Source organism: Paucibacter aquatile, assembly GCF_002885975.1.
In the GTDB taxonomy this organism is placed as follows: Bacteria; Pseudomonadota; Gammaproteobacteria; order Burkholderiales; family Burkholderiaceae_C; genus Paucibacter_A; species Paucibacter_A aquatilis.
In genome coordinates, this window is record NZ_POSP01000003.1 from 2,005,025 (window position 1) to 2,028,623 (window position 23,599).

Below are 23,599 nucleotides of genomic sequence, written 5' to 3' on the forward strand. Positions count from 1 at the left end.
CATGGCCCGCCCCTGCGCACACGCTCCGTTGATGCCCACTCAGAAACACCGCAGCTCGCCACGTTGGCGGCTTCGGCCACAGCTGCGCCTCAGTGTCCTGGCGGCGGCGCTGAGCCTGGGCGCCTGTGGTGGTGGCAACACGGTAGACGAGCCGGCTTCCTTCAAGCTGTTGCCTGACGACTTGGTGGGCGCCCCTTGCTCGGCCTGCCGCGAGGGCCATCTGGTGGGGCAGGCGCATGATGGAGTGGCCCTGGCCGATGCCGAGGTGCTGCTGATCGATGCGAAGGGCCAGATCGCCCGCGGCCGCACCGATGCGCAAGGGCGTTATGCCATCGCCACCACTGGGCTCAGCGGCGCCCTGCTGGTGCAGGTCAACGGCCTGAGCAGCGGCGAGCCGGTACAGCTGCACTCCCTGGCCGTGGCCGTGGATGTGGGCAACCGCTCGGTCCAGGTCTCGCCCTTGACCGAGCTGATGGCTGCCTTTGTGCTCGGCGGTGCACCGCTGGATTTGCTGAAACAGGGCCGCCTCGACTTCATGCGCGTCAACGCCACCAGCTTGCGCAGCAGCCAGGACCGGGTGTGCCATCTCGTCCAGAGCTCCTGGGCCGCTATCGTCGGGGCCAGCAACGCCGGGGCCAGCAGCGCCGCGGCCGATCTGCGCAACGGGGAGCCTGGGTCGGCCCACCAGGGGCTGGGCGCGCTGGCCTCGTCGATCGAGCTGCAGCGCGTGGCCGGTGCCTATCGACTCAGCGGCGTGGGCAGCGATGCCGCCGCTCAGGCCGGCGTGCAGGTGGACCCGGTGGCCTCCAGTGTCGACGCCGTGCTGCCGGCCCCGAGTGCCGAGCAGGCCGCTGCGCTGCGGGCGGGCCTGGCGGCCCTGCCAGGTCTGGAGCAATCGCTGGCGCAGTTCAGCCAGCTGTTCCAAGGCAGCCAGGCGCCCGAGGCCCGCGAGCTGCACCGCTGGCTGGCGCCGCAGTTCCGCCACACCGGGCTGGACGCCGCGGCCTTCGTCGAGCAAGTCCTGCTGCAAGCCGAAGCCGGCGACGCGCCAGGCAGCAGCCTGCGCGGCGTGCGCTTCGAGCGGCCGCGTCTTCTGGAAGTGGACAGCGCCGACCGGCTGCGCGTGCGCGTCCAGCTGAGCCTGCCGGCCCCCGCCCTGCCGCGCAGCGAGACCCTGTGGATGCGCAAGCAGGGCGACCGTTGGCTGTGGGAAGGCGATGGTCAGACCGGCCTGGTGCGCCTGCGCCATCTCTCCATCCTGGGGCCCAAGGCGCGCGAGGCCAGCGAGCTGCTGGCCCTGCCAGGCATGCGATGCGCCGCCACGGAGGCGGCCGACACGCGCTGCGCCGTCGAAGGCGGCCAGGGCGATGCGCCCAGCGGCGGTCAGCTCGACTACGGCAGCCCGCAGAATGAGCAGTTCGGCCTGCTGGCCCACTACCGCTCCGAAGCCGGCAGCTGGCAGGAGCGCCTGCAGATGGCACGCCAGCGCACGCGGCTCCTGGCCATGCCCAGCGCCCAGGTGAGCCAGCATCTGTCATTCGAGGTGGACGCCCGCCGCATCGACCCGCGCGTCAGCCAGGTGCGGGTGCAGGGCACCGGCCTGCCGGAGCAGGGCCTGAGCCTGGTGCGCGCGAGCACGGGGCAGAGCTTCGAGCACCTGAGCCTGGCCGACAGCCCGGAGCAGGACTGGCACGCCTTGCGCACCGACCGCTGCCCCGGCGGCGCCAGCAGCGCGGCCGAGCATGCCCTCTGCCAGGCGAACTGGGCCAAGGCTCAGCTGGGCGAGGTCTACCGCTTCAGCTTCTTCGATGCCCAGGGCCGGCTGCTGCACACCCAAACCGCGCGCTTGCCCGCCCCGCCCGCGCCGCCGGCGCAGTTGTTGGCCGAAGCCTCGCAGTGGTTTGCGCACTTCGATCTGCAGGCGGAGCCTGCGCAGCAGCCGCTCTACGCCCGCGTGCTGGACCCGGAGCGCCAGCCCCAGGCCCTGGATTACCGCTGGGCCTGGCAAGCGCCCAAGAGCGCTTCACAGCAGCTCGTGGGCGCCCAGCTGGAGCTGCACTGGGGCCAGCCCGACACCGGCGCCCAAGGCCAGTTGCGGCTGCCGCTGAGCGCCCGCCAGTTGCAAGCCACCGGCGGCAGCCTGCGGCCCGCGGAGCTGGTGCCCCAGGCGAGCCTGCCGAGCGGCGCCCTGCCCGTGTGGCTCAGCGCCCGCCTGAGCAGCCGCGATGCGCAGGGCAATCTCTACATGCACTACATTGCGCCAAACAACCCCTTCTGAGGCGCTGGGTCAACGCATCTTGGCATGCGGCTGGCTGCCGCAATCGGCGCATTGGCCGTGCACATTCAGATCAACCGCCGCCACGGCAAAGCCCTCGGGCACCGCGGGTTGGCGCGGCGGCTTGGCCGGCAGGCAATAGACGCGGCCGCAGTCATCACAGTGGAAGTGGGCATGGCCCTGGTGCTGAGCCGCCTGCTGCATCAAGGCGTAGCGGCTGACCCGGTCGTCACCCACGGTCTTGCTCAGAACCCCCGCCTCGGCAAGGGCGTCGAGCGTGCGATAGAGGGTGACCGCATCGATGGCCTGGGGCAACTCGGCCTCGATGTCGGCATGACTCAAGGCCCGCGTCGCCTGCTCAAACACCGCCAGCACGGCCAAACGGTTGGGCGTGACCCGCAGGCCCAGGGCCGACAGGCGCTCGCGTCGCGCCTCCTGCAAGGCCTCTTCCTGAGCGGCACGGGCGGAGGCGGACGGGCTGGCGCTGGGCTTGCGGGTCTTCATGCCCCAATTCTAGGGGCGACCTGCCCGAAGGCAGGCCCGGCAGGCATCAGGGCGCGACGTGGCCCAGATGCTGCAGCCAGAAGGCTTCGTACTTGCGGTGCCAGCCCACGGTCTTGACGGCGCCGCCCATGCCATGCTCGCCCTCGGGGTCGAGGAAGAGGTCGACCAGGCCTTCCTTGCCGGACTCGAGCAGGGCGCGGTAGACATTGACCGTGTCCTGATAGAGCACGTTCGGGTCCATCATGCCGTGCACCAGCAGCAAGGGCTTGCGCAGGCCCTTGGCCATGGGGATCAGCGAGAACTTGCGCAGATTGGGCTTGCTGCGATCGGTCTTGCCGATGGTGCGCCCGCTGTACCAGCTGTTGTAGTTTTCCCATTCGGTCGGGCCGGCGCCGGCGATGCCGGCGGCGAACAGATCGGGCTTGCTGAACATCGTGTACTGGGTCTGGAAACCACCGAAGCTCCAGCCATTCAGGCCCACGCGCGCGGGGTCGATGCCGAAGTCCTTGCTCATCAGCGCATGCAGGTCTTCCAGGTCCTCGGTCTGCGGCAGACCGGGGTTCTCCCAGTTGGCGTCCGAGAAGCGGCGGCCGTAGTTGCTGTGGCCGCGCGAGTCGATGGTCACCATCACATAGCCATGCTTGGCCGCCATGTACATGGCGAAAACGTAGGCGCTGGGCTGGAAGCTGTCGCTCTCGACCGAGTGGCGGTCGTTCAGCGGGCCGCCGTAGATGTAGACCACGGCCGGGCGCTTGTCGCTGGCCTTCCAGCCCTGCGGCTTGAAGACATAGGCCGGGATGCTGTCGCCATGGCGGTTCTTGAAGCTGAAGCGCTCGGGGCGCAGCACATCGACCTGGGCCCAAGCCTTGTCGTGGCTGTCGGTCAGGGTCTTGAGCGTGGGCTTGGCGCCGGCCTCGATCAGCTTGAGCTCAGGGCGCGACACCCAGTTGCCGGCATTGGCCGCCAGCCACTGGCCGTCGTGTGAAACCACGGCATTGCGGTGGTACTCGCCCGGCACGCCCAGGGCCTGCATGCTGCCATCGGCCATGCTGACGCGGAACAGGTTCATGCTGGCCAGATCGTCCTTGTTGGCCGCCACGAACATGCTCTTGCTGTCGGGCGTGAAGCCCAGCACCTGATGGGCCTCGAACTCGCCCTGAACCAAGCGGCGCAGCTTGCGGCTGCTCAGATCCCAGGCATAGGGCTGACGGAAGCCGGCCTCATCCAGCACCAGCACCAGCTGCTTGCCATCGGGCGTGAAACGCGGGCGTACCACGTTGACCACTTCGTGGCCAACATCGCCACGGCGCTCCAGCACCATCTCGGGCTTGGCGCTCTCATCAGCGCCACCCACGTAGACGCGCAGCAGCTCTTTCTCACGCTCCCAGGTGCTGAAAGCATAGCGGCTGCCATCACGCGCCCAGGCGATGGGGCTCATCTCGAACCAGACATCGCCACCGGCATGGGTGAACACGGGCGCCGATTGCTTGGCCGGCGCTTCACCGGCGGCAGGCACCTTGCGGATGTACAGCGCCAGCGGCTTGTTGACACGTTTGTCGTCGGAGACTTCGCGGTCCACCTTCTTGGCTTTGGCGAAGCGCTCGTTGTAGCCCATGATCTCGACCTGACGGCCGGTGGGCTCGGGCACGGGCTTGCCGTCATCGCCGGCCGGCTTGCTGGGCGCGCGACCGATCAAGGCCATCCAGCGGCTGTCTTCGCTCAGCGTGGTCGATTCGATGGCGTACTTTTTGTCCGCGTCATCGGGGTGGATCAGCTCGCGGTTGAGCACCTGCACGCCACCCTGGTTGAAGCGGGCGCGCAGCACGCGCTTGTCGTCCATGAAGACATAACCGGCATCATCGGCGGTGTAGGCCACCATGCGCAGATTGCGCTGCAGGTCCAGCAGGGGCTGCAGCTTGCTGTCGCCCGACACCCAGCGGAACAAGGCGCCGCGGTACTGCAGGATCAGCTCCTCGGCCTTGTGGGCCCAGACGATCTGCGTCACGCCGGGGTAGAGGTCGCTGGGCTTGAGCTTGTCGCGCAGCTGTTTTTTCTTCAGCTCGTCGCGCCATTCCCAGAGTTCCTTGTCTTTTTCAACCTTGGCGTCGGGCTTGGTCTCGGCCTTGGCTGTGGCGCTGGGTGCCGATGCCGCCGATGCCGCGGCCTCTGCCGCGGCAGGCACGGGCTTGCCGCTGCGCTTGGCTTCCAGTGCGGCCGCAGCCTTCTTCTCGGCTTCGGCCTCGGCCTTGTCGGCGGCCTTCTGGGCCTCGTCCTTGGCCTTCTTGGCGGCGAATTCCTTCTTCACCAGCTCCAGCTGGGCGGCTTCCCACTGGCCCAGGTCGACATTCTCGCCACGCAGATAGGCGGCTTGTGCCACCTCGCGGGCCTGGCGCTCGGCGGTCTCGCTGCGCTTTTGCTGCAGCTTCTTGTCAAAACGCTGCAGATCCTCGGGCGCGTCAAAGGCGGCCATGATGGCCGGCGAAGTCAGGCGCTGGGTCTTGCCGGTCTTGCTGTCGTGCACATAGAGGTCGGTGCCCGGCTCGCCAAACGGGTTCCAGAGATAGGCCAGATAACGGCCGCTGCGGCTGAACTTGGGCTCGCGCGCGTTCTCGCCCCGGTAGGGCTCGGCGCGGAACACCTGCTCCAGGCTCAGGGTCGAGCTCAGGGGCGCGGGCGTGGCCGCACCGGAACTGGCCGCCGAGGCCGTGAAGGAAAAGCTCGCTGCGCTGAGCAGGGCCGCCAGCAGGCAGCTCGTGCCTGCCAGCTTTGAAGGTTGGTTCTTGAACAATCCAGTCTCCGCACACGCCCCGGTTCAGGGCAGCGCGCATTCTAGAAAGACTTGCAATTCGCATGTTCGCGCTGCGACTCTTGCGCGAAACTCGGGGACATCATGATCGCCAACGTCTTCGCTGCCCTCGGTCTGCTGACCTGCCTCTTGCTGGCCCTGCGCATGGCCCTGCCCGCCGCGCGCCAGCGCCATGTGGACGCCGCGCTGCGCCGCAGCTGGCTGCGCCTGCGCGAGCTGGCCTCCCAGCTGCGCCACTGGCGCAGCCACCGCCAGCTCCGTAAGCAGGCCGCCGCCGAAGCGGCCGAGCTGATCCGCCGTGCCAAGGCGCGCGACGAGGTCGACCGTGACGGCAACGTCTACCGGCCCAAGCAGTTCGATCCCAAGAAGCGGCGCGATCTGCACTGAGCGGAGTGACGCTTCAAAGTTGCGGCTCATGACCGCAGCGCTTCGGTCTGTCGCGCGCCGCTCGCCGCCCTCAGCGTGACTTGGCACAGTCCTCTCCAGACCAACAACGGAGGAGAGAGACGATGAGCCACCGCACCACGACGCTCAAGAAACTGCGCCAAGGCGCCACCGAAACCGCCTGCGCCCTGCTCTGCCTGGCCGGCCCATCCGTGATCGCCAATGGCTTGAGCCAGACCTTGCTGAGCGGCGAGGCCTGGATGGGTGCCCGCAACGGCCTGCGCATCCTGGCCCTGCTGCTGGGCTATGTGCTCTGGGTGCGCTGGCGCGAGCAGCGGCCCGTGCATGAGCTGGGCCTGACGGGTGCCGCCCGCGAGACCGGCCTGGGGCTGCTGATCGGCGGCCTGATGGTGGCCTTGGGCGTGGGCGCCATGGCCTGGGGCGGCGCTTACCAGGTCCAGGCCATCAACGGCCCCGGCCACGCTGTGGCCTTGCTGCCCTTGGTGCTGAGCCTGGCCGCGCTGGAAGAGATACTGTTCCGCCTGATCCTGTTGCGCCTGATGGAGCACTGGCTGGGCACGGGCTGGGGCTTGTTCATCTCGTCCTTGCTCTTCGGCCTGGCCCATCTGGGCATGGGCCCGGCGAACGTCGCCAGCACCTTGCTGCTGGGCCTGGAAGGCGGCCTGCTCTTCGGCGCCGCCTATCTGCTGACGCGACGCCTCTGGCTCTGCCTGGGCCTGCACATCGGCTGGAACTTTGTGCAAATGGGCATCTTCTCGGCCGACGCCACTTTGGCCTTGAAGCGCGTGGGCTGGCTGCAAGCCAGCATCGACGGCCCAGCCTGGTTGACTGGCGGCGTCCACGGCATGGAGGCCTCGGTGCCCGCCGCCCTGCTCTGCCTCTCGGTCGGCGCGGTATTGCTCACCCTGGCCATTCAACGCGGACAGTGGCAAGCTCGCAGGACCGTCAGCAAGCCCCAACATCGCGGTGCCTGAGGGTCAAAGAAGTTGTTTGTTGTCCCGCCCGGGCAAGCCATGCAAGTTCGCCCGGTATTGCCTAAATTCCAAAAGGAAAGATCAACGCGGATGAAAACCCTGATTCTGAGCACGGCCCTGCTCGCCAGTCTGAGTGCCCAAGCGCAAGGCGCGTCCACACTCCCGCCTGAGTTTGCCGACTGGGATGCCTTCATGGCCCAACAGCTCGCACTGTGGAAGGTGCCGGGCGCCTCCATCGCCATCGTCAAGGATGGCCAGGTCATCCTCTCGCGCGGCTATGGCCTGCGTGATGTGGCCAAGCAGCTGCCCATGACCGAGAACACCGTGCAGCCGATTGCCAGCACGACCAAGAGCTTCACCGTGGCCGCCCTGGCCACCCTGGTGCGCGACGGCAAGCTCAAGTGGGACGAGCCGGTGCGGGAGTACCTGCCGGACTTCCGCCTGCACAGCGACTACGCCACCCAGACCGTCACCCTGCGCGATATGGTCAGCCACCGCACCGGCCTGCCGCGCCACGACTGGGTTTGGTTCAACAGCACGCTGAGCCGTGAGGAACTGATCAAACGCGTGCGCCATTTCGAACTGAGTGCCGAGCCACGCGCGCGCTTCCAATACAACAACCTGATGTACATGACCGCGGGCTATGTCGGCGGCAAGGTCGCGGGCAGCAGTTGGGAAAGCCTGGTTCGTGAGCAGGTCCTGAGCCCGCTGGGCATGAAGTCCACCAACTTCGCCATTGCCGAACTTCTCAAAGCACCCGACCATGGCACCGGCTACGCGCTCGATAACGCCCAGGTCGCACAACCCAAGCCCTATGTGCCCATCGATGCCATGGGACCGACCGGCTCGCTGAACTCCAACGCCCGGGACATGAGCCAGTACCTGCTGATGCTGACGGCCGATGGCAAGTTCAAGGACAAGACGCTCATCCAGTCCAGCGACCTGCGCGCCATGACCACGGGCCAGATGGCCCTGCCTGACCCGCGCCTCTGGCCCGAACGCAGCAGCCCGCAGTACGGCATGGGTTGGTTCGTCAGCAATTACCGCGGTGTCACCCTGGTCGATCATGGCGGCAATATGCCCGGCGCCGCCACCGCCCTGGGCTTTGTGCCGGGCCGCAATATCGGCGTCTACACCACGGTCAATATCGGCAACAGCGCCTTGCGCGACGTCATCCTCTACGCCGCCATGGACCGGCTGCTGGGCCTGCCGCCGGTGGACTGGAGCGCCCGCCTGCACGGCAACTATCTGAAGGGCCTGGCGGCCGAGAAAGCGGCCGAAACCCAGAAACTCAACACCGGCAAGCCCGGCACGCAGCCGGCCTTCGCCTTGAGCGAGTACGCCGGTGAATACGAGCATCCCGGCTACGGCATCATCACCGTGGGTGGCGGCTCGGCGGGGCTGGAGCTGCAGTACAACGGCTTGAAAGCCGCCCTGCCGCACTGGCATTACGAAGTTTTCCAGACCCCCCAAAACAAGCTGAGCGAGCTCAGCGAGACCCGGGTGCAGTTTGTTTCCAACTTCGAAGGCGATGTCGATGGGTTGCGCATCGAGATCGAGCCTTCGGTCAAGCCCGCCCTGTTCAAGCGCCTGCCCGACAAGCGCTTCAAGGACCCAGCCTTCCTGTCCAAGCTGGTCGGTGTCTACGCCATCGGCACGAACGAGATCCATATCGTGCTGCGCCCAGACGGTGTGCTGACGGCCGGCGGCCGCACCGGTGCACCCAATGAGCTGATCGGACTGCGCGGCACGCGCTTCGAGGTCAAGAGTCGCAACGGCAACACCGTCGAGTTCCTGGCAGACGCCAGCGGCCGGTACACCCAGCTGGCGCTGCGTCAGAACGGCAGCACCACGGTGGCCGAACGTCGCAACTGAGCTTCAGCCGAAGACCCGCGCAACAACAAGAAGAACGGGCTCTGGATTTCGATCCAGAGCCCGTTTGCTTTGTGGGCCCGGCGCCCGCCCGAACCCTTGCCCCCAGGGCCGGCTCGGCTTACTTCTGGCTGCGGCGGCGCGCCAGCCCACCCAGGGCCAGGAGGCCGCCGGCCATCAGGGCCCAGCTGCTCGGCTCGGGCACCGGGGCGGTGTAGTTACCCAGTTCCGCTTCGCTGATGGTGTAAGCATGCAGCACGCCCGGCAGCAGGCGGTAGCTGCCGTCCTGCGGCACGCTGCTGGCCGCGCCCGTGCAGCCAATCACCGTGCCCAAGGGGCATTGGATGGACGTGGCGTAAGGATTGGCATCACTGAAGCGGAAGTAGACGTCGAACTGCTCACCGCTGGCGTTCTGGGTCACGCTGTAGTCGTTGTCGGTGCCGGCCAGGATCAGGTACTTGCCATTGGCCAGCTTGGGGCCGATGGCCAGGCCCTCCCACTTCTCGGGCGACTTGCCGCCCAGGGCGGCCAGGGTGTTGGCGTCCAGGTCGACGATCTGGCCCGACTTGCTGACCTTGGTGTAGCTGCCGGTGCTGAGGTTGATACCGGAAACATCGGTGGCACCGCTCAAATCAATGCGATAGACCTCTTTGTCGGCCGTGGCGAACTCAGCGCCGACGCCGACGCCGCGGTTGTTGCGCTCCAGCACATAGAACTCATGGTCGTTGATGGCGACCAGGGCCGAGATGCCCTGGCCCTGGCCGCTGCGCTTCATCTGGTAGGCGTACTGGGCCACGGCTTCGCCGGTGGCCGTGTCGAACTTGACGATGCGGTTGACCGAGCCATTGCCGCCGCCCTCATCCAGCATGGCGCTTTGCAGCATGGCATAGGCGTACTTGCCATCGGGGCTGATGGCCAGGCCTTCAAAACCGCGGTTGGTGCGCTTGCCGGCGTTGTTACCGGTGTCATCGGCATAGTTGGCCACGCCGGTGGCGGCATTGCGCGGCACCAGGTTGGCCGGCGTGTTGAAGGTGCGGATCAGCTCGCCGCTGCGGCTGAATTCACGCACCGAAGGGCCGTATTCATCGGACACCAGGAAGGTGCCGGTGCGCGGGTTGATCACCACGCCTTCCGGATCGAAAGCCAGGCCCAGCTGGTTCTTGGGCTTGGGTGCCAAGCCGTTCAGGCCTTGGCCGGCACTCTGGAACACCACCGTCTCGGCGATCTTGAAATTGCTGATCGCGCCGGTGTTGAAGTCCACATCGAGCGTGAAGCGCTGGACACGGGTGTTGTAGTTCAGCGTGCCGCCGCCCGGGCCTCGGTCCGACAAGCCCCACCACTCATTGCGCTTGGTGTCGTAGTAGATGTCGGAGAAATAGCCGAGGCGGCCGTTGTTGACGCTGCTGCCGCCGGACAGATCCAGGGCGGCACCGTCGAGGGCCAGGCCGTTGACGAAAGAAGGTGCCGCGTGCGCGGCCAAGGTGGCCGAGGCCAGCAACACGGCGGCCGAAACGGCGCGCAAAGAGATGTTCAGCATAGTGTGAGGAGCCCCGGAGAGTGAATAAATCACGAGTCAACCCGGCAGGCTAGTCGGAGGCTGTGACGCGGGCGTGACACATTCCCGCGTGCTTGGCTGCGAACCGCAGGCCCGAGCGCACAGGCTCAGCGCGCGCTTCGGGACACTTCCATCGAGAAGGCCCAGAAGCGCCGCTCACCCTTGCTGCGACCGCATTGCAGATACAGCCGCTCCACATGCTGGTCTGGCGGCAACTGGGGCAGGCGCCGCTCCCAGACGAGAACGCGATTCATCAAGCCATCGGTATCGCCCTCGATGAACTCACGGCTGCTTGCTGGCGCTCCGAACAGCGACGTCAGCTGCCTCTCGATCACGGCGCAGCGCGGATAGGCCGCGGGCCGCAGCACCCGGCCATCGGTCGATATCAGCGCGCGTCGCTCGAAACCCAAGCGCAATCGGCCACGCCCGCTGCCGTCCGGCGACGCGATCTCGATCTGGTGGATGTGGGCCTGCGCCCGCTCGGGCGCGACCTCCAGGGTGTGGCCGTTTGCATAGTCCTGCGGATAGCGCTGCCGGAGCTGAGCCCGAGTGGTCTCCAGGCTCAGGCCGGCGAAGACAAAAGCCTGGGCAGAGCCCCCGGACTGCGGCTGCGCTAGCGCCGGGGCCTGCGCCCATGCCCGATTCGCCCAGAAACACAGAAGCGCAACGGCGATCGCCCCACCCCACGGGCCGGGCCGCTGCGCAAGCATCAAGCGGTGCTCCGGCTCAAGACCGGCCGCAGCGCCTGCCCCGTATGCGAGCCCTTGGCCACCACCTGCTCCGGCGTGCCGGCCACCACCACCTCGCCGCCGGCCGTGCCGCCGTCCGGGCCCAGGTCGATGACCCAGTCGGCTTCGGCGATCACATCCAGATCGTGCTCGATGACCACCACCGAATGGCCGCCGGCCACCAGGCGGTGCAGCACGCGGATCAGACGCTCGACGTCGGCCATGTGCAGGCCCACGGTGGGTTCGTCCAGCACATAAAGCGTGTGCGGCGCCTTCTGGCCGCGGCGGCCCACCTCGTCGCGCACCTTGACCAGCTCAGACACCAGCTTGATGCGCTGCGCCTCGCCGCCCGACAGTGTCGGCGAGGGCTGGCCCAGGGTCAGATAGCCGAGGCCCACATCCTGCAAGAGCTTGAGCGGGTGGCCGATGGCCGGCATGGCAGCGAAGAACTCCACCGCCTCGTCCACCTCCATGGCCAGCACATCGCCAATGCTCTTGCCACGCCAGCTGACGCCCAAGGTCTCCGGATTGAAGCGCTGGCCATGGCATTGGTCGCACAGCACCTTCACATCGGGCAGGAAGCTCATCTCGATGGTGCGCATGCCCTGGCCTTCGCAGCCGGGGCAGCGGCCCTCGCCGGTGTTGAAGCTGAAGCGGTTGGGTGCATAGCCGCGCGCCTTGCTCTCCAGTGTTTCGGCAAAGAGCTTGCGGATCGCGTCCCAGAAACCGATGTAGGTGGCCGGGCAGCTGCGCGGGGTTTTGCCAATGGGCGTCTGGTCCACTTCCAGCACGCGGTCCACCTTCTCGTGGCCCTCGATGCCGGCGCAGCCGATCCAGTGGGCCGGCGCCTTGCGCAGGGGCACGGCCATAGCCATATTGGCCAGCAGCACATCGCGCGCCAGGGTGGACTTGCCCGAGCCCGACACACCGGTCACCGCCACCAGCCGGTGCAGGGGCACATCGATGTTTACCTTTTGCAGATTGTGCAGAGTGGCATCAAGCACGCGCAGGCGCGGGGCGTCGTCCAGCATCTCGCGCCGTGCCTGCAGCGGGTGGATCAGCGGATGCGCCAGGAAGCGGCCAGTGACCGAATCGGTCTGCAAGGCCAGATCGGCCGCCGAGCCCTGGGCCACCACATGGCCGCCGCGTTTGCCGGCGCCGGGGCCGATGTCGATGATGTGGTCAGCGCGGCGAATCGTGTCTTCGTCATGCTCCACGACCACCAAGGTGTTGCCCAGATCGCTGAGCCGGCCCAGGGCCTTGAGCAGGATCTGGTTGTCGCGCGGATGCAGGCCGATGGTGGGCTCGTCCAGCACATAGCAAACGCCTTGCAAGTTCGAGCCTAACTGTGCGGCCAGGCGGATGCGCTGCGCCTCGCCGCCCGAGAGCGTGGGCGCGGCGCGGTCCAGGGTCAGATAGCCCAGGCCCACCTCTTCCAGGAACTCCAGGCGCCCCTGGATTTCGCTGACCACATCGCGGGCGATCTCGGCGTCGCGGCCCATCAGCTCCAGGCCGTCGACCCAGGCGCGCGCCTGCTTGACGCTCCAGGACGCCACCGTGCTGATGGCTTGCGACTCAAAGGTCACGGCGCGCGCCGAAGGGTTCAGGCGGGTGCCATGGCAATCGCCACAGGGCTGGTCGGCCAGGCCTTCAATGTCCACCTCCTGGCCGGCAAAGCTCTGCTCGCGGCCGCCCTTGTCGTCGACGACCGAGTCGTCCAGCGCCTTGCGCTGTTCGCGCGTCAGGGCAAGACCTGTCCCCACGCAGCTGTTGCACCAGCCATGCTTGCTGTTGTAGCTGAACATGCGGGGATCGAGCTCACCATAACTCGTGCCGCAGGTCGGGCAGGCGCGCTTGGTGCTGAAGACCTTGACGGTGCCCAGACCCGCGGTCGAGCGGCCGGCAGCGATGGCTTCGTGCAGGCCGTCCAGCGGGGTCAGCAGATGCAGCACGCCCTTGCCGAAATCCAGGGCCTTGGCCAGCAACTCGCGCAGCTCGGCCTCCTTGTCCACGCTGATGATGAGGTCGCCGACCGGCAGCTCCAGCGTGTGCTCCTTGAAGCGGTCCAGACGCGGCCAGGGCGCGGTGGGCGTGAACTCGCCGTCCACGCGCAGATGGGTGTAGCCACGGCCCTTGGCCCATTTGGCCAGGTCGGTGTAGAGGCCTTTGCGATTCACCACCAGGGGGGCCAGCAGGCCCACATGCTGGCCCTTGTGATCGCGCAGCAGCTGGGCGGCGATGGACTCGACACTCTGCGGCCGCACCGGCGTGCCGTCGTGCACACAGTGCTGCACGCCTAGCTTGACGTAGAGCAGGCGCAGGAAATGCCAGACCTCGGTGGTGGTGGCCACCGTGCTCTTGCGGCCGCCGCGGCTCAGGCGCTGCTCGATGGCCACCGTGGGCGGAATGCCCCAGACGGCATCGACCTCGGGCCGGCCCGCCGGCTGCACGATGGAGCGCGCGTAGGCATTGAGCGATTCGAGATAGCGCCGCTGGCCCTCGTTGAACAGGATGTCAAAAGCCAGGGTCGATTTGCCCGAGCCCGAGACGCCGGTGATCACATTGAACTTGCCGCGCGGGATGTTGACGTTGACCGACTTGAGGTTGTGTTCCTTGGCGTTGACGATCTGGATGTTGTTGTCCAGATGGGCCGACTGCCGGCGCGCGCGGATCAGGCTTTGCAGCGGCCGGCCCTCTTCCACCTTCATGGCGGGGCGGTCCATCTGCGCCGAGTACTCGCGCAAGGCCAGGGCGGTGTGCGAAGTGGGGTGCTCCTTGACTTCTTCGGGCGTGCCCACGCAAACCAGCTCACCGCCGTCTTCCCCACCCTCGGGGCCGAGGTCGATCAGCCAGTCGGCCGCACGGATCACATCGAGGTTGTGCTCGATCAGGATCAGCGAATGGCCGATGGCCAGCAGCTTGCGCAGCGCACGCATCAGCTTGGCGATGTCGTCGAAGTGCAGGCCGGTGGTGGGCTCGTCGAACATGAAGAGCGTGCCCTTCTTGGCCACGGCCTGGCGTGGCTTACTCGCCGCCTCGGCCAGAAAGCCGGCCAGCTTGAGCCGCTGCGCTTCGCCACCCGAGAGCGTGGGCACGGGCTGGCCCAGCTTCACATACTCCAGGCCCACATCGATGATGGGCTGCAGCTTGGCCAGCACCTCGCGGTCGTCCTTGAACAGGCGCACCGCTTCGCTGACCGTCAGCTCCAGCACATCGGCCACGCTCATCTCGCGCTCGGCACGCTGCAGCTTCACATCGAGCATCTCGGCGCGGTAGCGCCGGCCATCGCAGTCCGGGCAGCGCAGGTAGACATCGGACAGGAACTGCATCTCCACATGCTCAAAGCCCGAGCCGCCGCAGGTCGGACAGCGGCCATCGCCGGCATTGAAGCTGAACATGCCGGCCGTGTAGCTGCGCTCGGCCGCCAACGGTGTGGCGGCAAACAGCTTGCGCAGCTCATCGAAGGCACCGACGTAGGAAGCCGGGTTGGAACGCGCGGTCTTGCCGATCGGCGATTGGTCCACAAACACCGCATCGGCCAGCCAGTCGGCGCCGAGCAGGCGATCGTGTTGGCCCGGCGTCTCGGTGGCCTGGCCGAAGTGTCGGGCCAGGGCCGGGTACAGCACATCCTGCATCAGCGTGCTCTTGCCCGAGCCCGACACGCCGGTCACCACCACCATGCGCTGCAGAGGGAACTCGACGCTGACGTTACGGAGGTTGTGCTCACGCACGCCCTCCAGAATCAGCTTGGGCGTGCTGGCCTCCACCGGGCGCTTCAGGCCCATGCCGACGAATTTGCGCGAACCGAGGTAGGCGCCGGTCAGGGTGTCGGCCGCGCGGATGGACTCCGGCGTGCCGTCAAAGACGATCTGCCCGCCCTTCTCGCCCGGGCCGGGGCCCATATCGATGAGCCGGTCGGCCGCCAGCATCACGGCCGGGTCATGCTCGACCACCACCAGGGTGTTGCCGGCATCGCGCAGGCGGTGCATGGCCTGGACGATGCGGTTCATATCGCGCGGATGCAGGCCGATGCTGGGCTCGTCCAGCACAAACAGCGTGTTGACCAGCGAGGTGCCCAGGGCCGTGGTCAGGTTGATGCGCTGCACCTCGCCGCCGCTGAGCGTGCGGCTCTGGCGGTCCAGCGTGAGGTAGCCGATGCCGACATCGCAGAGGTATTTGAGCCGGTTTCGGATCTCCTCCAGCAGCAGCTTGAGAGCATCGTCGAGCAGGCTGCTGGGCAGCTGCAGCTGATCCAGAAAGCTGCGCAGGCGATGGATGGGCAGCTGCATCAAGTCATGCAAGGCCAGGCCCGGCAAGGCTTCCAGCTGGGCACGGCTCCAGTCCACGCCCTTGGGCATCAGGCGCTGAGCCGGGGGCAACAGCGAATCGGCCAGCTCCTTGGAGCCGACGCGCCAGAGCAGGGCCTCGGTCTTGAGGCGGGCGCCATCGCAGGTCCCGCAGGTGGTGTAACTGCGGTACTTGGACAGCAGCACCCGGATGTGCATCTTGTAGGCCTTGCTCTCCAGGTACTCGAAGAAGCGCATGACCCCGTACCACTGCTTGTTCCAGTTGCCGGTCCAGTTCGGCGAGCCGTGGATCACCCAATCGCGCTGGGCCTGCGAGAGCTGGTTCCAGGGCGTGTCGCGCGGGATGCCGGCCTCGCCGGCATAGCGCAGCAAGTCGTCCTGACTGTCCTTCCAGGCCGGGGTCGACAGCGTCTTGATCGCGCCATTGCGCAGGGTCTTCTTCTCGTCCGGGATCACCAGACCCAGGTCCACGCCGATGACGCGGCCGAAACCACGGCAGGTCTCGCAGGCGCCCATGGCGGAATTGAAGGAGAACAGCGCCGGCTGGGGCTCCTGGTAGCGCAGATCGCTGTCGGGGCAATGCAGGCCGGTTGAGTAACGCCACAGGACGGCGTCACCCTCGTCGGCGGGGAGAACGTAAACATTCAATCGACCCGATCCGCGCTTGAGACACAGCTCGATCGCTTCCATGGCGCGCTGCTTGTCGGCGCCCTGCAGGCGGAAACGGTCCGCCACCACATCGAGCAGCTTGCGCGGCCCGGTGGGCGTGGCGACTTCACGCTCGGCCTGCACGCGCGTGAAACCGCTGGCCGACAACCACTGCGTCACTTCCTCGCTGCTGGTGGTGGCCGGCAGCTCGACCGGGAAGGTCAGCACGATGCGCGGGTCTTGCTCCTTGGTGCGCTCCAGCAGTTCCAGATAAATCGTCTGCGCCGTGTCGTGGCGCACCGCCTGCGCGGTCTTTTTGTCGAAGAGCTGGGCCGAGCGGGCGAACAAGAGCTTGAGGTGGTCGTTCAGCTCGGTCATGGTGCCGACCGTGGAGCGGCTGGTGCGCACCGGGTTGGTCTGGTCGATGGCAATCGCCGGCGGCACGCCCTCGACCTTGTCCACCGCCGGGCGATCCATGCGGTCCAGGAACTGGCGGGCATAGGCCGAGAAGGTTTCGACATAGCGTCGCTGGCCTTCGGCGTACAGGGTGTCGAACACCAGGCTGGACTTGCCCGAGCCGCTGGGGCCGGTGACCACGGTCAGCTCGCCCGTGTGCAGATCCAGATCGAGGTTCTTGAGATTGTGTTGACGGGCGCCGCGGATGCGGATGGTGCCTTCGGACATGGAGAGTGCCTGCTGCTGCGCTGGGAGCAGGCATTCTAGGGAGGGGGCCGACCCAAAGCTGTCAGCAGGGTCGCACGGTCAAACCAGAGAAAAAGCCAAGCCTTTCGCGTGCCGGCCGTCAAGAGCCCGTCCAGATCACTCCGGGGAAACCCCAGGCATCCGCGCAGCCTGCCGCGTTGCGCTCGCTCTGCGCACAGGCAACAATGGCGAACAGCGCACAGATCACCGAGCGAAGTCGAATTTCCCCGAGGATTGGCGAGCGCAGGCGCAGATCGAATAAATTGCGCGAGGGAGGGCTCTGAGCTGCCGCAAAAGCAGCCGTCAGCCCGGCAGTGCTGATGGTTGTTGACGCAGAGTTTTGGGGTCGGGGAATGAACACACATGGTTTCGAGCGCGCCATCCAGGCCAACTGGATGCGTTTGGTCGCGCAAGGCCCCGCCCGCCCGGCGGCGCCTGAGCGCAGCCCCGGCGGCGATTCCGAAACCCAGCCCCAAGCCCGCCGCCCCCTGGTCCTGCTGGTGGAAGACAACCAGATCAATCAGGTCGTGGCCCTGGAGTTCCTGGCCCTGATGGGCGTGGAGTCCCTGCTGGCCAACAACGGCCAGGAAGCCCTGCAGGCCTGCACGCGCGCCACCCCGGACCTGGTGCTGATGGACATTCAAATGCCCGGCATGGACGGCCTGGAATGCACCCGCCGCCTGCGCAGCCTGCAAGAAGCCGGCAGCCTGGCGCGCTTCCCCATCCTGGCCCTGACGGCCCATGCGCTGGAAAGCGATATCGCCGCCAGCCTGGCCGCCGGCATGGACGAGCACCTGACCAAACCCCTGGATTTCAGCGCTCTGCGCCAGCACCTGAGCCGCTGGCTGGTGCTGCCGGGCATGAGCAGCTGAGCGAACCGCGCAAGCGTTCGGCCTCGGGCTGCGTTCGCTGGGCGAAACTCGCTGAAATCGAGCGCCCGGTATTTTTCACGAACGATCACGGTGCGCACACGCACGCGCCGTCTTGCGCCCGCGCGGGGCCTCATGGGCGCCCTGCAGCAAAATGCGGGGCATGAAGAGCCCCGCCCCCCTGCCCTCCGCAACCTCCTCCGCGCCCAGCACAGCCGTCACCGGCAATCTGTTTGCCGCCCTGCGCGCCGCCTTCCCTGAAGACCTGGACAGCTGCGCCTTCGAATGCGCCGATGGCGAGGGCCTGCGTTACAGCTGGCGCGATCTGGAGCGCGGCACCGCCATGCTGGCGAACCTGCTGCTGAGCCTGGACCTGCCCGAGGGCAGCCGCATCGCCGCCCATTGCGAGAAGAGCGTGGAAGCGCTGATGCTTTACCTGGCCGTGCTGCGCGCCGGCTTCGTCTACCTGCCGCTGAACCCGGCCTACCAGGCGGCCGAGCTGGGCTACTTCATCCAGGACGCCGAGCCCGCCGTGCTGGTTTGCGCCGGCAAGAACTTCGGCTGGGCCAGCAAGCTGGCCTTCATGGCCGGGGTGCAAAACGTCTTCACCCTCAACGAAGACCGCAGCGGCACCCTGCTGGACCGCGCCGCCGCCATGTCCGACCAGCACTCGCCCGCCCTGCGCCGCAGCGAGGACCTGGCCGCCATCCTTTACACCAGCGGCACCACCGGGCGCAGCAAGGGTGCCATGCTCAGCCACGGCAATCTGCTCAGCAATGCGCTGACCCTGAAAGACCTGTGGGACTGGCAGCCCGGCGATGTGCTGATCCACGCCCTGCCCATCTTCCATGTGCACGGCCTCTTCGTCGCCTCGCATGGCGCCCTGCTCAACGGCAGCCGCATGATCTGGTTCAGCAAGTTCGAGCCGCGCGCCGTGCTGCGCCGCCTGCCCGAAGCCACGGTCTTCATGGGCGTGCCCACGCTCTATGTGCGCCTGCTGGCTGAGCCTGGCCTGAACCTGGAGGCTTGCCGCAGCATGCGGCTTTTCATCAGCGGCTCGGCGCCGCTGCTGATCGAGACCTTCCGCGACTGGCAGGCCCGCAGCGGCCACACCATCCTGGAACGCTACGGCATGAGCGAAACCCTGATGCTCACGTCCAACCCCTGCCGCGCGGCAGACGGCGCGCGCATCGGCGGTACGGTCGGGCCGGCCCTGCCCGGCGTGAGCCTGCGTGTGCGCACGGCCGAGGGCGGCGATTGCGCCACCGGCGACATCGGCCAGATCGAGGTGCGCGGCCCCAATGTCTTCGGCGGCTACTGGCGCATGCCCGAAAAGACCCGAGAGGAATTCACCGCCGACGGCTGGTTCAAGACCGGCGATGTCGGCTGCGTGGATGAAAACGGTTATGTGAAGATCGTTGGCCGCAGCAAGGACCTCGTCATCAGCGGCGGCTTCAATGTCTACCCGGCCGAGATCGAAGGCTTTCTCAACGAACTGCCCGGCGTGGCCGAATCGGCCGTGATCGGCGTGCCCCACCCCGACTTTGGCGAAGCCGTGGTCGCCGTGCTGATCGCCAAGCCCGGCGCCAGCCTGGACCCTGCCGCCATCAGCAGCACGCTCAAATCCCGCATCGCCGGCTTCAAAGTGCCCAAGCAGATCCTGCTGGCGCCCGAGCTGCCGCGCAATGCCATGGGCAAGGTGCAGAAAAACCTGCTGCGCCAGCAGCATGCCGGCCTGTTCGCATGAGAGCCCCTGACCCCGCCCCGACGCTCTTGAACGACCGCTGCCCGCGCTGCGGCGGTGGTTTTCACTGCGGCGCCGCTGACGCGCATTGCGACTGCTTTGACTTGCAACTGAGCCCGGCCTTGCGTGAGCGCTTGGCGGCAACGTACTCCAGCTGCCTGTGCCTGGCCTGCCTGCGCGAGCTGGCGGCGCAAGAGGCCAGCGCCGGCACAACGCCCGGGCGACAATAGCCCCCTCGCGGCCAGGGCCGCGCCTTTTCTTCAGAGCAGCACACAAGCATGGCGATCAACTGGTTCCCGGGGCATATGAACTCCACCCGCAATGCGATCAACGATCGCATGAAGGCGGGGCTCGATGTGGTGATCGAGTTGCTCGATGCGCGCCTGCCCGGCTCCAGCGCCAACCCGCTGCTGGCCCAGCTGACGGCGGGCAAGCCCACGCTCAAGCTACTCAACAAACAGGACCTGGCGGACCCCGAGCGCACCGCGCTTTGGCTGGCCCACTACAACAGCCTGCCCGACACCCGCGCCATCGGCCTGGATGCGAGCAACAAGGCGCCGGCCCAGGCCTTGATCAAGGCCTGCCGCGAGCTGGCGCCGCTGCGCGGTGGGATGGTCAAGCCCCTGCGGGTGCTGATCTGCGGCATTCCCAATGTCGGCAAGTCCACCCTGATCAACACGCTGGCTTCCAAGCGCAGTGCCAAGACCGGCGATGAGCCGGGCATCACCAAGGTCGAGCAGAAGATCGTGCTGGACCAGGACTTCTACCTCTTCGACACGCCCGGCATGCTCTGGCCCAAGATCGCCATCGAGGAAAGCGGCTACAACCTGGCCGCCAGTGGCGCGGTGGGCCGCAATGCCTTCGATGAGGAAGAGGTGGCCTTGGAGCTGCTGGCCTATCTGCGCCGCCACCCGGCCTACCTCGACATGCTGAAGGCGCGCTACAAGCTGGGCGAGGTCGAGGGCATGAACGATGAGCAGCTGCTGACCGAGATCGGCCGCAAGCGGGGCGCCATGCTGGGCGGCGGCCGGGTCAATTTGCAGAAGGCCGCCGAGGTGCTGATGTACGAGTTCCGGCAAAAGGTGCTGGGCCCGATCTCGCTGGAAACGCCCGAGGAGTTCAAGGCCTGGGCCGCGGTGGCCGAAGAGCGCGAGGCTGCCCGCCAGGCCAAGGCTGCGGCGCGCAAGAACAAGCGCCTCAAGGGCCCGGCCACAAGGGCGGAGCGCGATGCCTCCTTGGCCGCCCCCGAGAACCCTGAAAGCACGGAGCTCGACGAGGAAGCCGAGCGCGAAGGCTGAGCGTGCCAGCCGGCCCTCAGGGCATCACCGCCCGCAGGAGTTCTGCAAGGCGCGCGCCAGCCTTGACGATCTGAGCGCGCTGCAAGGCGCTGCGTTCGCGGCTGTAGCTGGAGCCATGGCTGGCCTTCCAGCGCCCATCGGGATTTTGCGGGCCGAACTTGAGCGCAGCCAGTGCGGGCAGGCCCGACTGCAAGGTGTCGCTGGCCCAGCGCTCGGCCCATTCATCGAGCGGACCCGGTGTTGCCGACACCTGACGCGCCTCGCTGGCCCCCTCGCCGGCCAGCAGCTTGACGGCCAGCGGCCCCGGGATGCTGTCCCACAAGCCATGCAGCTTGCTGCTGCCGAGCAGGATGAGATTGCCGCCCTTGGTCGAAGCTTTGGCCACGCGTTTGGGATCCTGCCCTGGCTGATCCGGGTCGAAACTGAACCCGGCAGGGTCGAGATAGGCCGACACCACATGCAAGGGCTGGTGCAGATCGCCCAGGTAATGCGCGAGCAGGCGCAGGGCTTCTTTCTTGCTGCGGATGTTGAAGGGCGCTGGCGCGTCCTGGCCTTGCAGCACGCGGATGCAGGCGTTCACCGCATGGACGATGTCATGGTCGCTGCTGCCCGCCAGGCCCGGGGCATAGGCCTCGCGCAGCGGGGAGATGTCGGTGTAGTGGTAGGACTTGTGGCGGCAGACTTCGTCGCTGGAGTTGCTGTAGCAGCTCTTGGCATTGCGCTTGACGAAGGCCACCAGCGCCGCCTGGCTGGCCGGGTTCTCGTAGTAATCGCACTCAGGGTAGGGGCCGCTGCCATCGTAGGCAAACGGTGCGCCGGCCTTGACCTGGCCCACGCCTTTGGCGCAATCGGCCCAGACGGACGCGGTTTGCAAATTGGAGCCCAGCACAGCGCGCACCGCCTTGGCCGTGGAGCTGCCGGCCAGCAGCTGGTCGGCAATGCCTCCAACTGTCTGATGCCCATGCGGCCCGAAGGCCTGGGCCGCCGCACTGGACACCAACACGCAAGCGGCCAGCAGCCGCGACAGAAAATGAACTCGCATGGCCCGCGTCCTTCCTCGTTCTTCGATGCCGAGGTGGCCGCAGCATAGGCCGAAGCCAGCGCGGCGCCACCCCTAGCTCCGTGGCGACGGAAGTGACGAAAGCGAACAGGCCCCGGGCCGCCGGGCTCAGTTCACCGAGAGCACGACCTTGACGCTGGCATCCGCGGCGGACTTCTCGATGTAGCCGATGGCATCGACATTGCTGGCCACGAATTTGCGGATCTCGACCGAACTAGCCATGGCGCGCGGCGGCGTGCCCTTGCCCGAGAAGGTCAGGCGCGACCAGGCCGCCTTGACCTGCGAGCTCGATTTGCCGGCCACCTTGGCGTAGAACTCTTCGTAAAGCGGACCGGCTTCCAGTTGGTCCACCGGCGCCGCCGTGCCGCCCGAGGGCATCACGTTCGATTTGCCCAGGAACAGCGCGCTGACCTGCTCGGCACTCATATTGGCGACCGGATTCTTCGGGTTGACGATGATGACCATCTCGGCCCAGGCGCTGCCCAGGCTGAAGCTGAGGAGCAAGCCCGCCAAGAGGCGAGCGACGGGGCGAGCACAGACGGGGGTCGTGAGGTTTGGTTTCATAGTTTTCTCCTGCGATGGAAGTCGGGGCACGCTCAGAACACGGTGTCCAGCGAAAGGGACAGCAGCTTGGAATTGCCGACGAAATCGAGTGCCGGGCCGGACTTATCCTTGAAACGGTCCCACTGCAGCTTGAGCGCTGTAGCGCGGCCCAGCTCGTAGCGCAGCGACAGGCTCAGCGTGTCGTCGCGCTGCACGGTGTCCGGCGCCCAGCGGTTGGTCTCGCGATAACGCCCGAAGGTCAGCATGGGCGTGAACTTGCCGATACGCCGCCCCACCGCCACGGCCACACCATTGGCCTTGTAGGCGAAGTCAGAGCGGTCGAAGATGCTGTACTCGGAGCGCAGCAGCCAGTCTTCCCAATCGATGTTGGCAGCCACGCCATAGATCAGCTGCGACTTGTCTTGCGTCACCTGGGTGCGCGTACCATCGCTGTAGTCCCACTGATCGACCTTGTTCTTGATGATGTTGAAGCGCAGGGTCAGCCAGTCATTGGCCAGCTCGAGATCGGCGCCGATGATGCGCTTCCAGGTGATGTCCTGGCGGGCCTCGTAGTAGATCTTGGCAGCGTCATTGTCCTTGGTCGCCTCGCGGCCGGCAAAAGCGCTGCCGCGCAGCGACCAGTCACCGAGCTGGGTGCTGTAGGCGGCGGTGAAGCCGTTGAAGTTGATCGCCTCCCAGCCGTAGACGTCTTGCGGCGGACGGATCCAGTTGTAGGCATAGCCCACGTCCTGAAAGTCCGAGTAGTAGAACAGCGGCAGGCGCTTGCGCCCGGCTTGCAGGGTCCAGTGGCTGTCGGGGGTGTAGCTCAGGTAGGCCCATTCCAGGCCAGCCTTGAGGCCGTCGACATCGCGCACCACCACCTGGCCGGTGGCCGACCACTGGCTGCCAAACTTGACCGTGCTCTGCAAGCCCAGCTTGGACTCGGGCGAGGCGCTCCAGGACTTGCGGTACAGCCCGCCATGGCCGTAATCGGCGATGGCGCAAGGGCACTCGAATCGACCGAACAAAGGCGTGTCACGCGAACCGTTCAGCACCTTGCCCACGGCCAGGGTGCCGAAGCCTTTGAAATCGAAATCCTGGGCCCGCGCTGGCTGAGACAAGCCCAGGGCCAATGCGAGCAAACCCAGACCCAAAAGACCTGGCAACGCCAGGCGCCAAGGCGAGGCCGAGTGGGACTCAGGCGGCAACGCAGCGGCGCGCGACACCGACGTCGAAGAGGAGCGAGGAGACGTCTGCGACATGACAGTCCTTTCCAGACAGCCAGGGCACGCGGACATCGCGCACCCTC

Annotated in this window: 16 protein-coding genes; 8 read left to right on the forward strand and 8 right to left on the reverse strand. The window is 66.9% G+C overall.

The window, feature by feature from the left end; all coding sequences use genetic code 11:
• The first annotated feature begins 31 nt into the window (after positions 1 to 31).
• The gene (locus tag C1O66_RS11880; protein ID WP_102768067.1) at positions 32 to 2,278 is read left to right on the forward strand and encodes a hypothetical protein; all 2,247 of its coding nucleotides are present in this window, start codon (positions 32 to 34) and stop codon (positions 2,276 to 2,278) included.
• Positions 2,279 to 2,287: 9 nt separating this feature from the next.
• Here C1O66_RS11880 and C1O66_RS11885 read toward each other — a convergent pair whose 3' ends face one another.
• Positions 2,288 to 2,779 (reverse strand): Fur family transcriptional regulator, encoded by a 492-nt coding sequence (locus tag C1O66_RS11885; RefSeq protein ID WP_102768068.1) that lies wholly within the window; start codon positions 2,777 to 2,779, stop codon positions 2,288 to 2,290.
• Between the two features lie 46 nt (positions 2,780 to 2,825).
• On the reverse strand, positions 2,826 to 5,567 hold the full coding sequence (locus C1O66_RS11890; RefSeq protein WP_102768069.1) for a prolyl oligopeptidase family serine peptidase: 2,742 nt from the start codon (positions 5,565 to 5,567) through the stop codon (positions 2,826 to 2,828).
• A gap of 102 nt (positions 5,568 to 5,669) precedes the next feature.
• On the opposite strand from C1O66_RS11890, the gene C1O66_RS11895 reads away from it, so the two are divergent.
• The 3 genes from C1O66_RS11895 (at position 5,670) to C1O66_RS11905 (ending at position 8,839) form a co-directional block, all read left to right on the forward strand.
• Positions 5,670 to 5,972, forward strand: coding sequence for a hypothetical protein (locus C1O66_RS11895; protein ID WP_102768070.1), 303 nt, complete (start codon positions 5,670 to 5,672; stop codon positions 5,970 to 5,972).
• A gap of 122 nt (positions 5,973 to 6,094) precedes the next feature.
• Entirely contained in the window at positions 6,095 to 6,964 is an 870-nt protein-coding gene (locus tag C1O66_RS11900; RefSeq protein ID WP_102768071.1) for a CPBP family intramembrane glutamic endopeptidase, read from the forward strand.
• Positions 6,965 to 7,054: 90 nt separating this feature from the next.
• Positions 7,055 to 8,839: a serine hydrolase gene (locus tag C1O66_RS11905; protein ID WP_165794575.1), complete on the forward strand. Its 1,785-nt coding sequence runs from the start codon at positions 7,055 to 7,057 to the stop codon at positions 8,837 to 8,839.
• Positions 8,840 to 8,957: 118 nt separating this feature from the next.
• Here the strand turns inward: C1O66_RS11905 and C1O66_RS11910 are convergent, their stop codons facing one another.
• From C1O66_RS11910 to uvrA, 3 genes are all read right to left on the reverse strand, one after another.
• On the reverse strand, positions 8,958 to 10,373 hold the full coding sequence (locus C1O66_RS11910; protein ID WP_207795942.1) for an esterase-like activity of phytase family protein: 1,416 nt from the start codon (positions 10,371 to 10,373) through the stop codon (positions 8,958 to 8,960).
• 125 nt (positions 10,374 to 10,498) lie between these two features.
• Positions 10,499 to 11,104, reverse strand: coding sequence for a hypothetical protein (locus C1O66_RS11915; protein WP_133155183.1), 606 nt, complete (start codon positions 11,102 to 11,104; stop codon positions 10,499 to 10,501).
• Complete coding sequence (gene uvrA, locus C1O66_RS11920; protein WP_102768074.1) at positions 11,101 to 16,758, reverse strand: excinuclease ABC subunit UvrA; 5,658 nt, start codon at positions 16,756 to 16,758, stop codon at positions 11,101 to 11,103. The genes C1O66_RS11915 and uvrA overlap by 4 nt, the downstream gene beginning before the upstream one ends.
• A 371-nt stretch (positions 16,759 to 17,129) precedes the next feature.
• On the opposite strand from uvrA, the gene C1O66_RS11925 reads away from it, so the two are divergent.
• From C1O66_RS11925 to ylqF, 4 genes are all read left to right on the forward strand, one after another.
• The gene (locus tag C1O66_RS11925) at positions 17,130 to 17,648 is read left to right on the forward strand and encodes a response regulator (protein ID WP_165794576.1); all 519 of its coding nucleotides are present in this window, start codon (positions 17,130 to 17,132) and stop codon (positions 17,646 to 17,648) included.
• 160 nt (positions 17,649 to 17,808) lie between these two features.
• Complete coding sequence (locus tag C1O66_RS11930; protein WP_102768076.1) at positions 17,809 to 19,392, forward strand: malonate--CoA ligase; 1,584 nt, start codon at positions 17,809 to 17,811, stop codon at positions 19,390 to 19,392.
• Positions 19,389 to 19,619, forward strand: coding sequence for a cysteine-rich CWC family protein (locus C1O66_RS11935; protein ID WP_102768077.1), 231 nt, complete (start codon positions 19,389 to 19,391; stop codon positions 19,617 to 19,619). The genes C1O66_RS11930 and C1O66_RS11935 overlap by 4 nt, the downstream gene beginning before the upstream one ends.
• A 48-nt stretch (positions 19,620 to 19,667) precedes the next feature.
• The gene (ylqF, locus tag C1O66_RS11940; RefSeq protein WP_102768078.1) at positions 19,668 to 20,687 is read left to right on the forward strand and encodes a ribosome biogenesis GTPase YlqF; all 1,020 of its coding nucleotides are present in this window, start codon (positions 19,668 to 19,670) and stop codon (positions 20,685 to 20,687) included.
• Between the two features lie 16 nt (positions 20,688 to 20,703).
• Here the strand turns inward: ylqF and C1O66_RS11945 are convergent, their stop codons facing one another.
• The 3 genes from C1O66_RS11945 to C1O66_RS11955 all read right to left on the reverse strand — a co-directional run bounded on the left by C1O66_RS11945 (position 20,704) and on the right by C1O66_RS11955 (position 23,552).
• Positions 20,704 to 21,729, reverse strand: a complete 1,026-nt coding sequence (locus tag C1O66_RS11945) for a S1/P1 nuclease (RefSeq protein ID WP_102768079.1) — start codon at positions 21,727 to 21,729, stop codon at positions 20,704 to 20,706.
• A gap of 126 nt (positions 21,730 to 21,855) precedes the next feature.
• The gene (locus C1O66_RS11950) at positions 21,856 to 22,311 is read right to left on the reverse strand and encodes a type 2 periplasmic-binding domain-containing protein (protein WP_223696728.1); all 456 of its coding nucleotides are present in this window, start codon (positions 22,309 to 22,311) and stop codon (positions 21,856 to 21,858) included.
• Between the two features lie 32 nt (positions 22,312 to 22,343).
• On the reverse strand, positions 22,344 to 23,552 hold the full coding sequence (locus tag C1O66_RS11955) for a hypothetical protein (protein ID WP_133155185.1): 1,209 nt from the start codon (positions 23,550 to 23,552) through the stop codon (positions 22,344 to 22,346).
• Positions 23,553 to 23,599 lie beyond the last annotated feature (47 nt).

What these genes read in the sequence shown, in the direction of transcription:
- C1O66_RS11885 (WP_102768068.1), bottom strand. Translation starts at nt 2,779, where the DNA reads ATGAAGACCCGCAAGCCCAGCGCCAGCCCGTCCGCCTCCGCCCGTGCC.
- C1O66_RS11895 (WP_102768070.1), top strand. Translation starts at nt 5,670, where the DNA reads ATGATCGCCAACGTCTTCGCTGCCCTCGGTCTGCTGACCTGCCTCTTG.
- C1O66_RS11880 (WP_102768067.1), top strand. Translation starts at nt 32, where the DNA reads ATGCCCACTCAGAAACACCGCAGCTCGCCACGTTGGCGGCTTCGGCCA.
- C1O66_RS11935 (WP_102768077.1), top strand. Translation starts at nt 19,389, where the DNA reads ATGAGAGCCCCTGACCCCGCCCCGACGCTCTTGAACGACCGCTGCCCG.
- C1O66_RS11950 (WP_223696728.1), bottom strand. Translation starts at nt 22,311, where the DNA reads ATGAAACCAAACCTCACGACCCCCGTCTGTGCTCGCCCCGTCGCTCGC.
- ylqF (WP_102768078.1), top strand. Translation starts at nt 19,668, where the DNA reads ATGGCGATCAACTGGTTCCCGGGGCATATGAACTCCACCCGCAATGCG.
- C1O66_RS11925 (WP_165794576.1), top strand. Translation starts at nt 17,130, where the DNA reads ATGAACACACATGGTTTCGAGCGCGCCATCCAGGCCAACTGGATGCGT.
- C1O66_RS11955 (WP_133155185.1), bottom strand. Translation starts at nt 23,552, where the DNA reads ATGTCGCAGACGTCTCCTCGCTCCTCTTCGACGTCGGTGTCGCGCGCC.
- C1O66_RS11905 (WP_165794575.1), top strand. Translation starts at nt 7,055, where the DNA reads ATGAAAACCCTGATTCTGAGCACGGCCCTGCTCGCCAGTCTGAGTGCC.
- uvrA (WP_102768074.1), bottom strand. Translation starts at nt 16,758, where the DNA reads ATGTCCGAAGGCACCATCCGCATCCGCGGCGCCCGTCAACACAATCTC.
- C1O66_RS11910 (WP_207795942.1), bottom strand. Translation starts at nt 10,373, where the DNA reads ATGCTGAACATCTCTTTGCGCGCCGTTTCGGCCGCCGTGTTGCTGGCC.
- C1O66_RS11900 (WP_102768071.1), top strand. Translation starts at nt 6,095, where the DNA reads ATGAGCCACCGCACCACGACGCTCAAGAAACTGCGCCAAGGCGCCACC.
- C1O66_RS11930 (WP_102768076.1), top strand. Translation starts at nt 17,809, where the DNA reads ATGAAGAGCCCCGCCCCCCTGCCCTCCGCAACCTCCTCCGCGCCCAGC.
- C1O66_RS11945 (WP_102768079.1), bottom strand. Translation starts at nt 21,729, where the DNA reads ATGCGAGTTCATTTTCTGTCGCGGCTGCTGGCCGCTTGCGTGTTGGTG.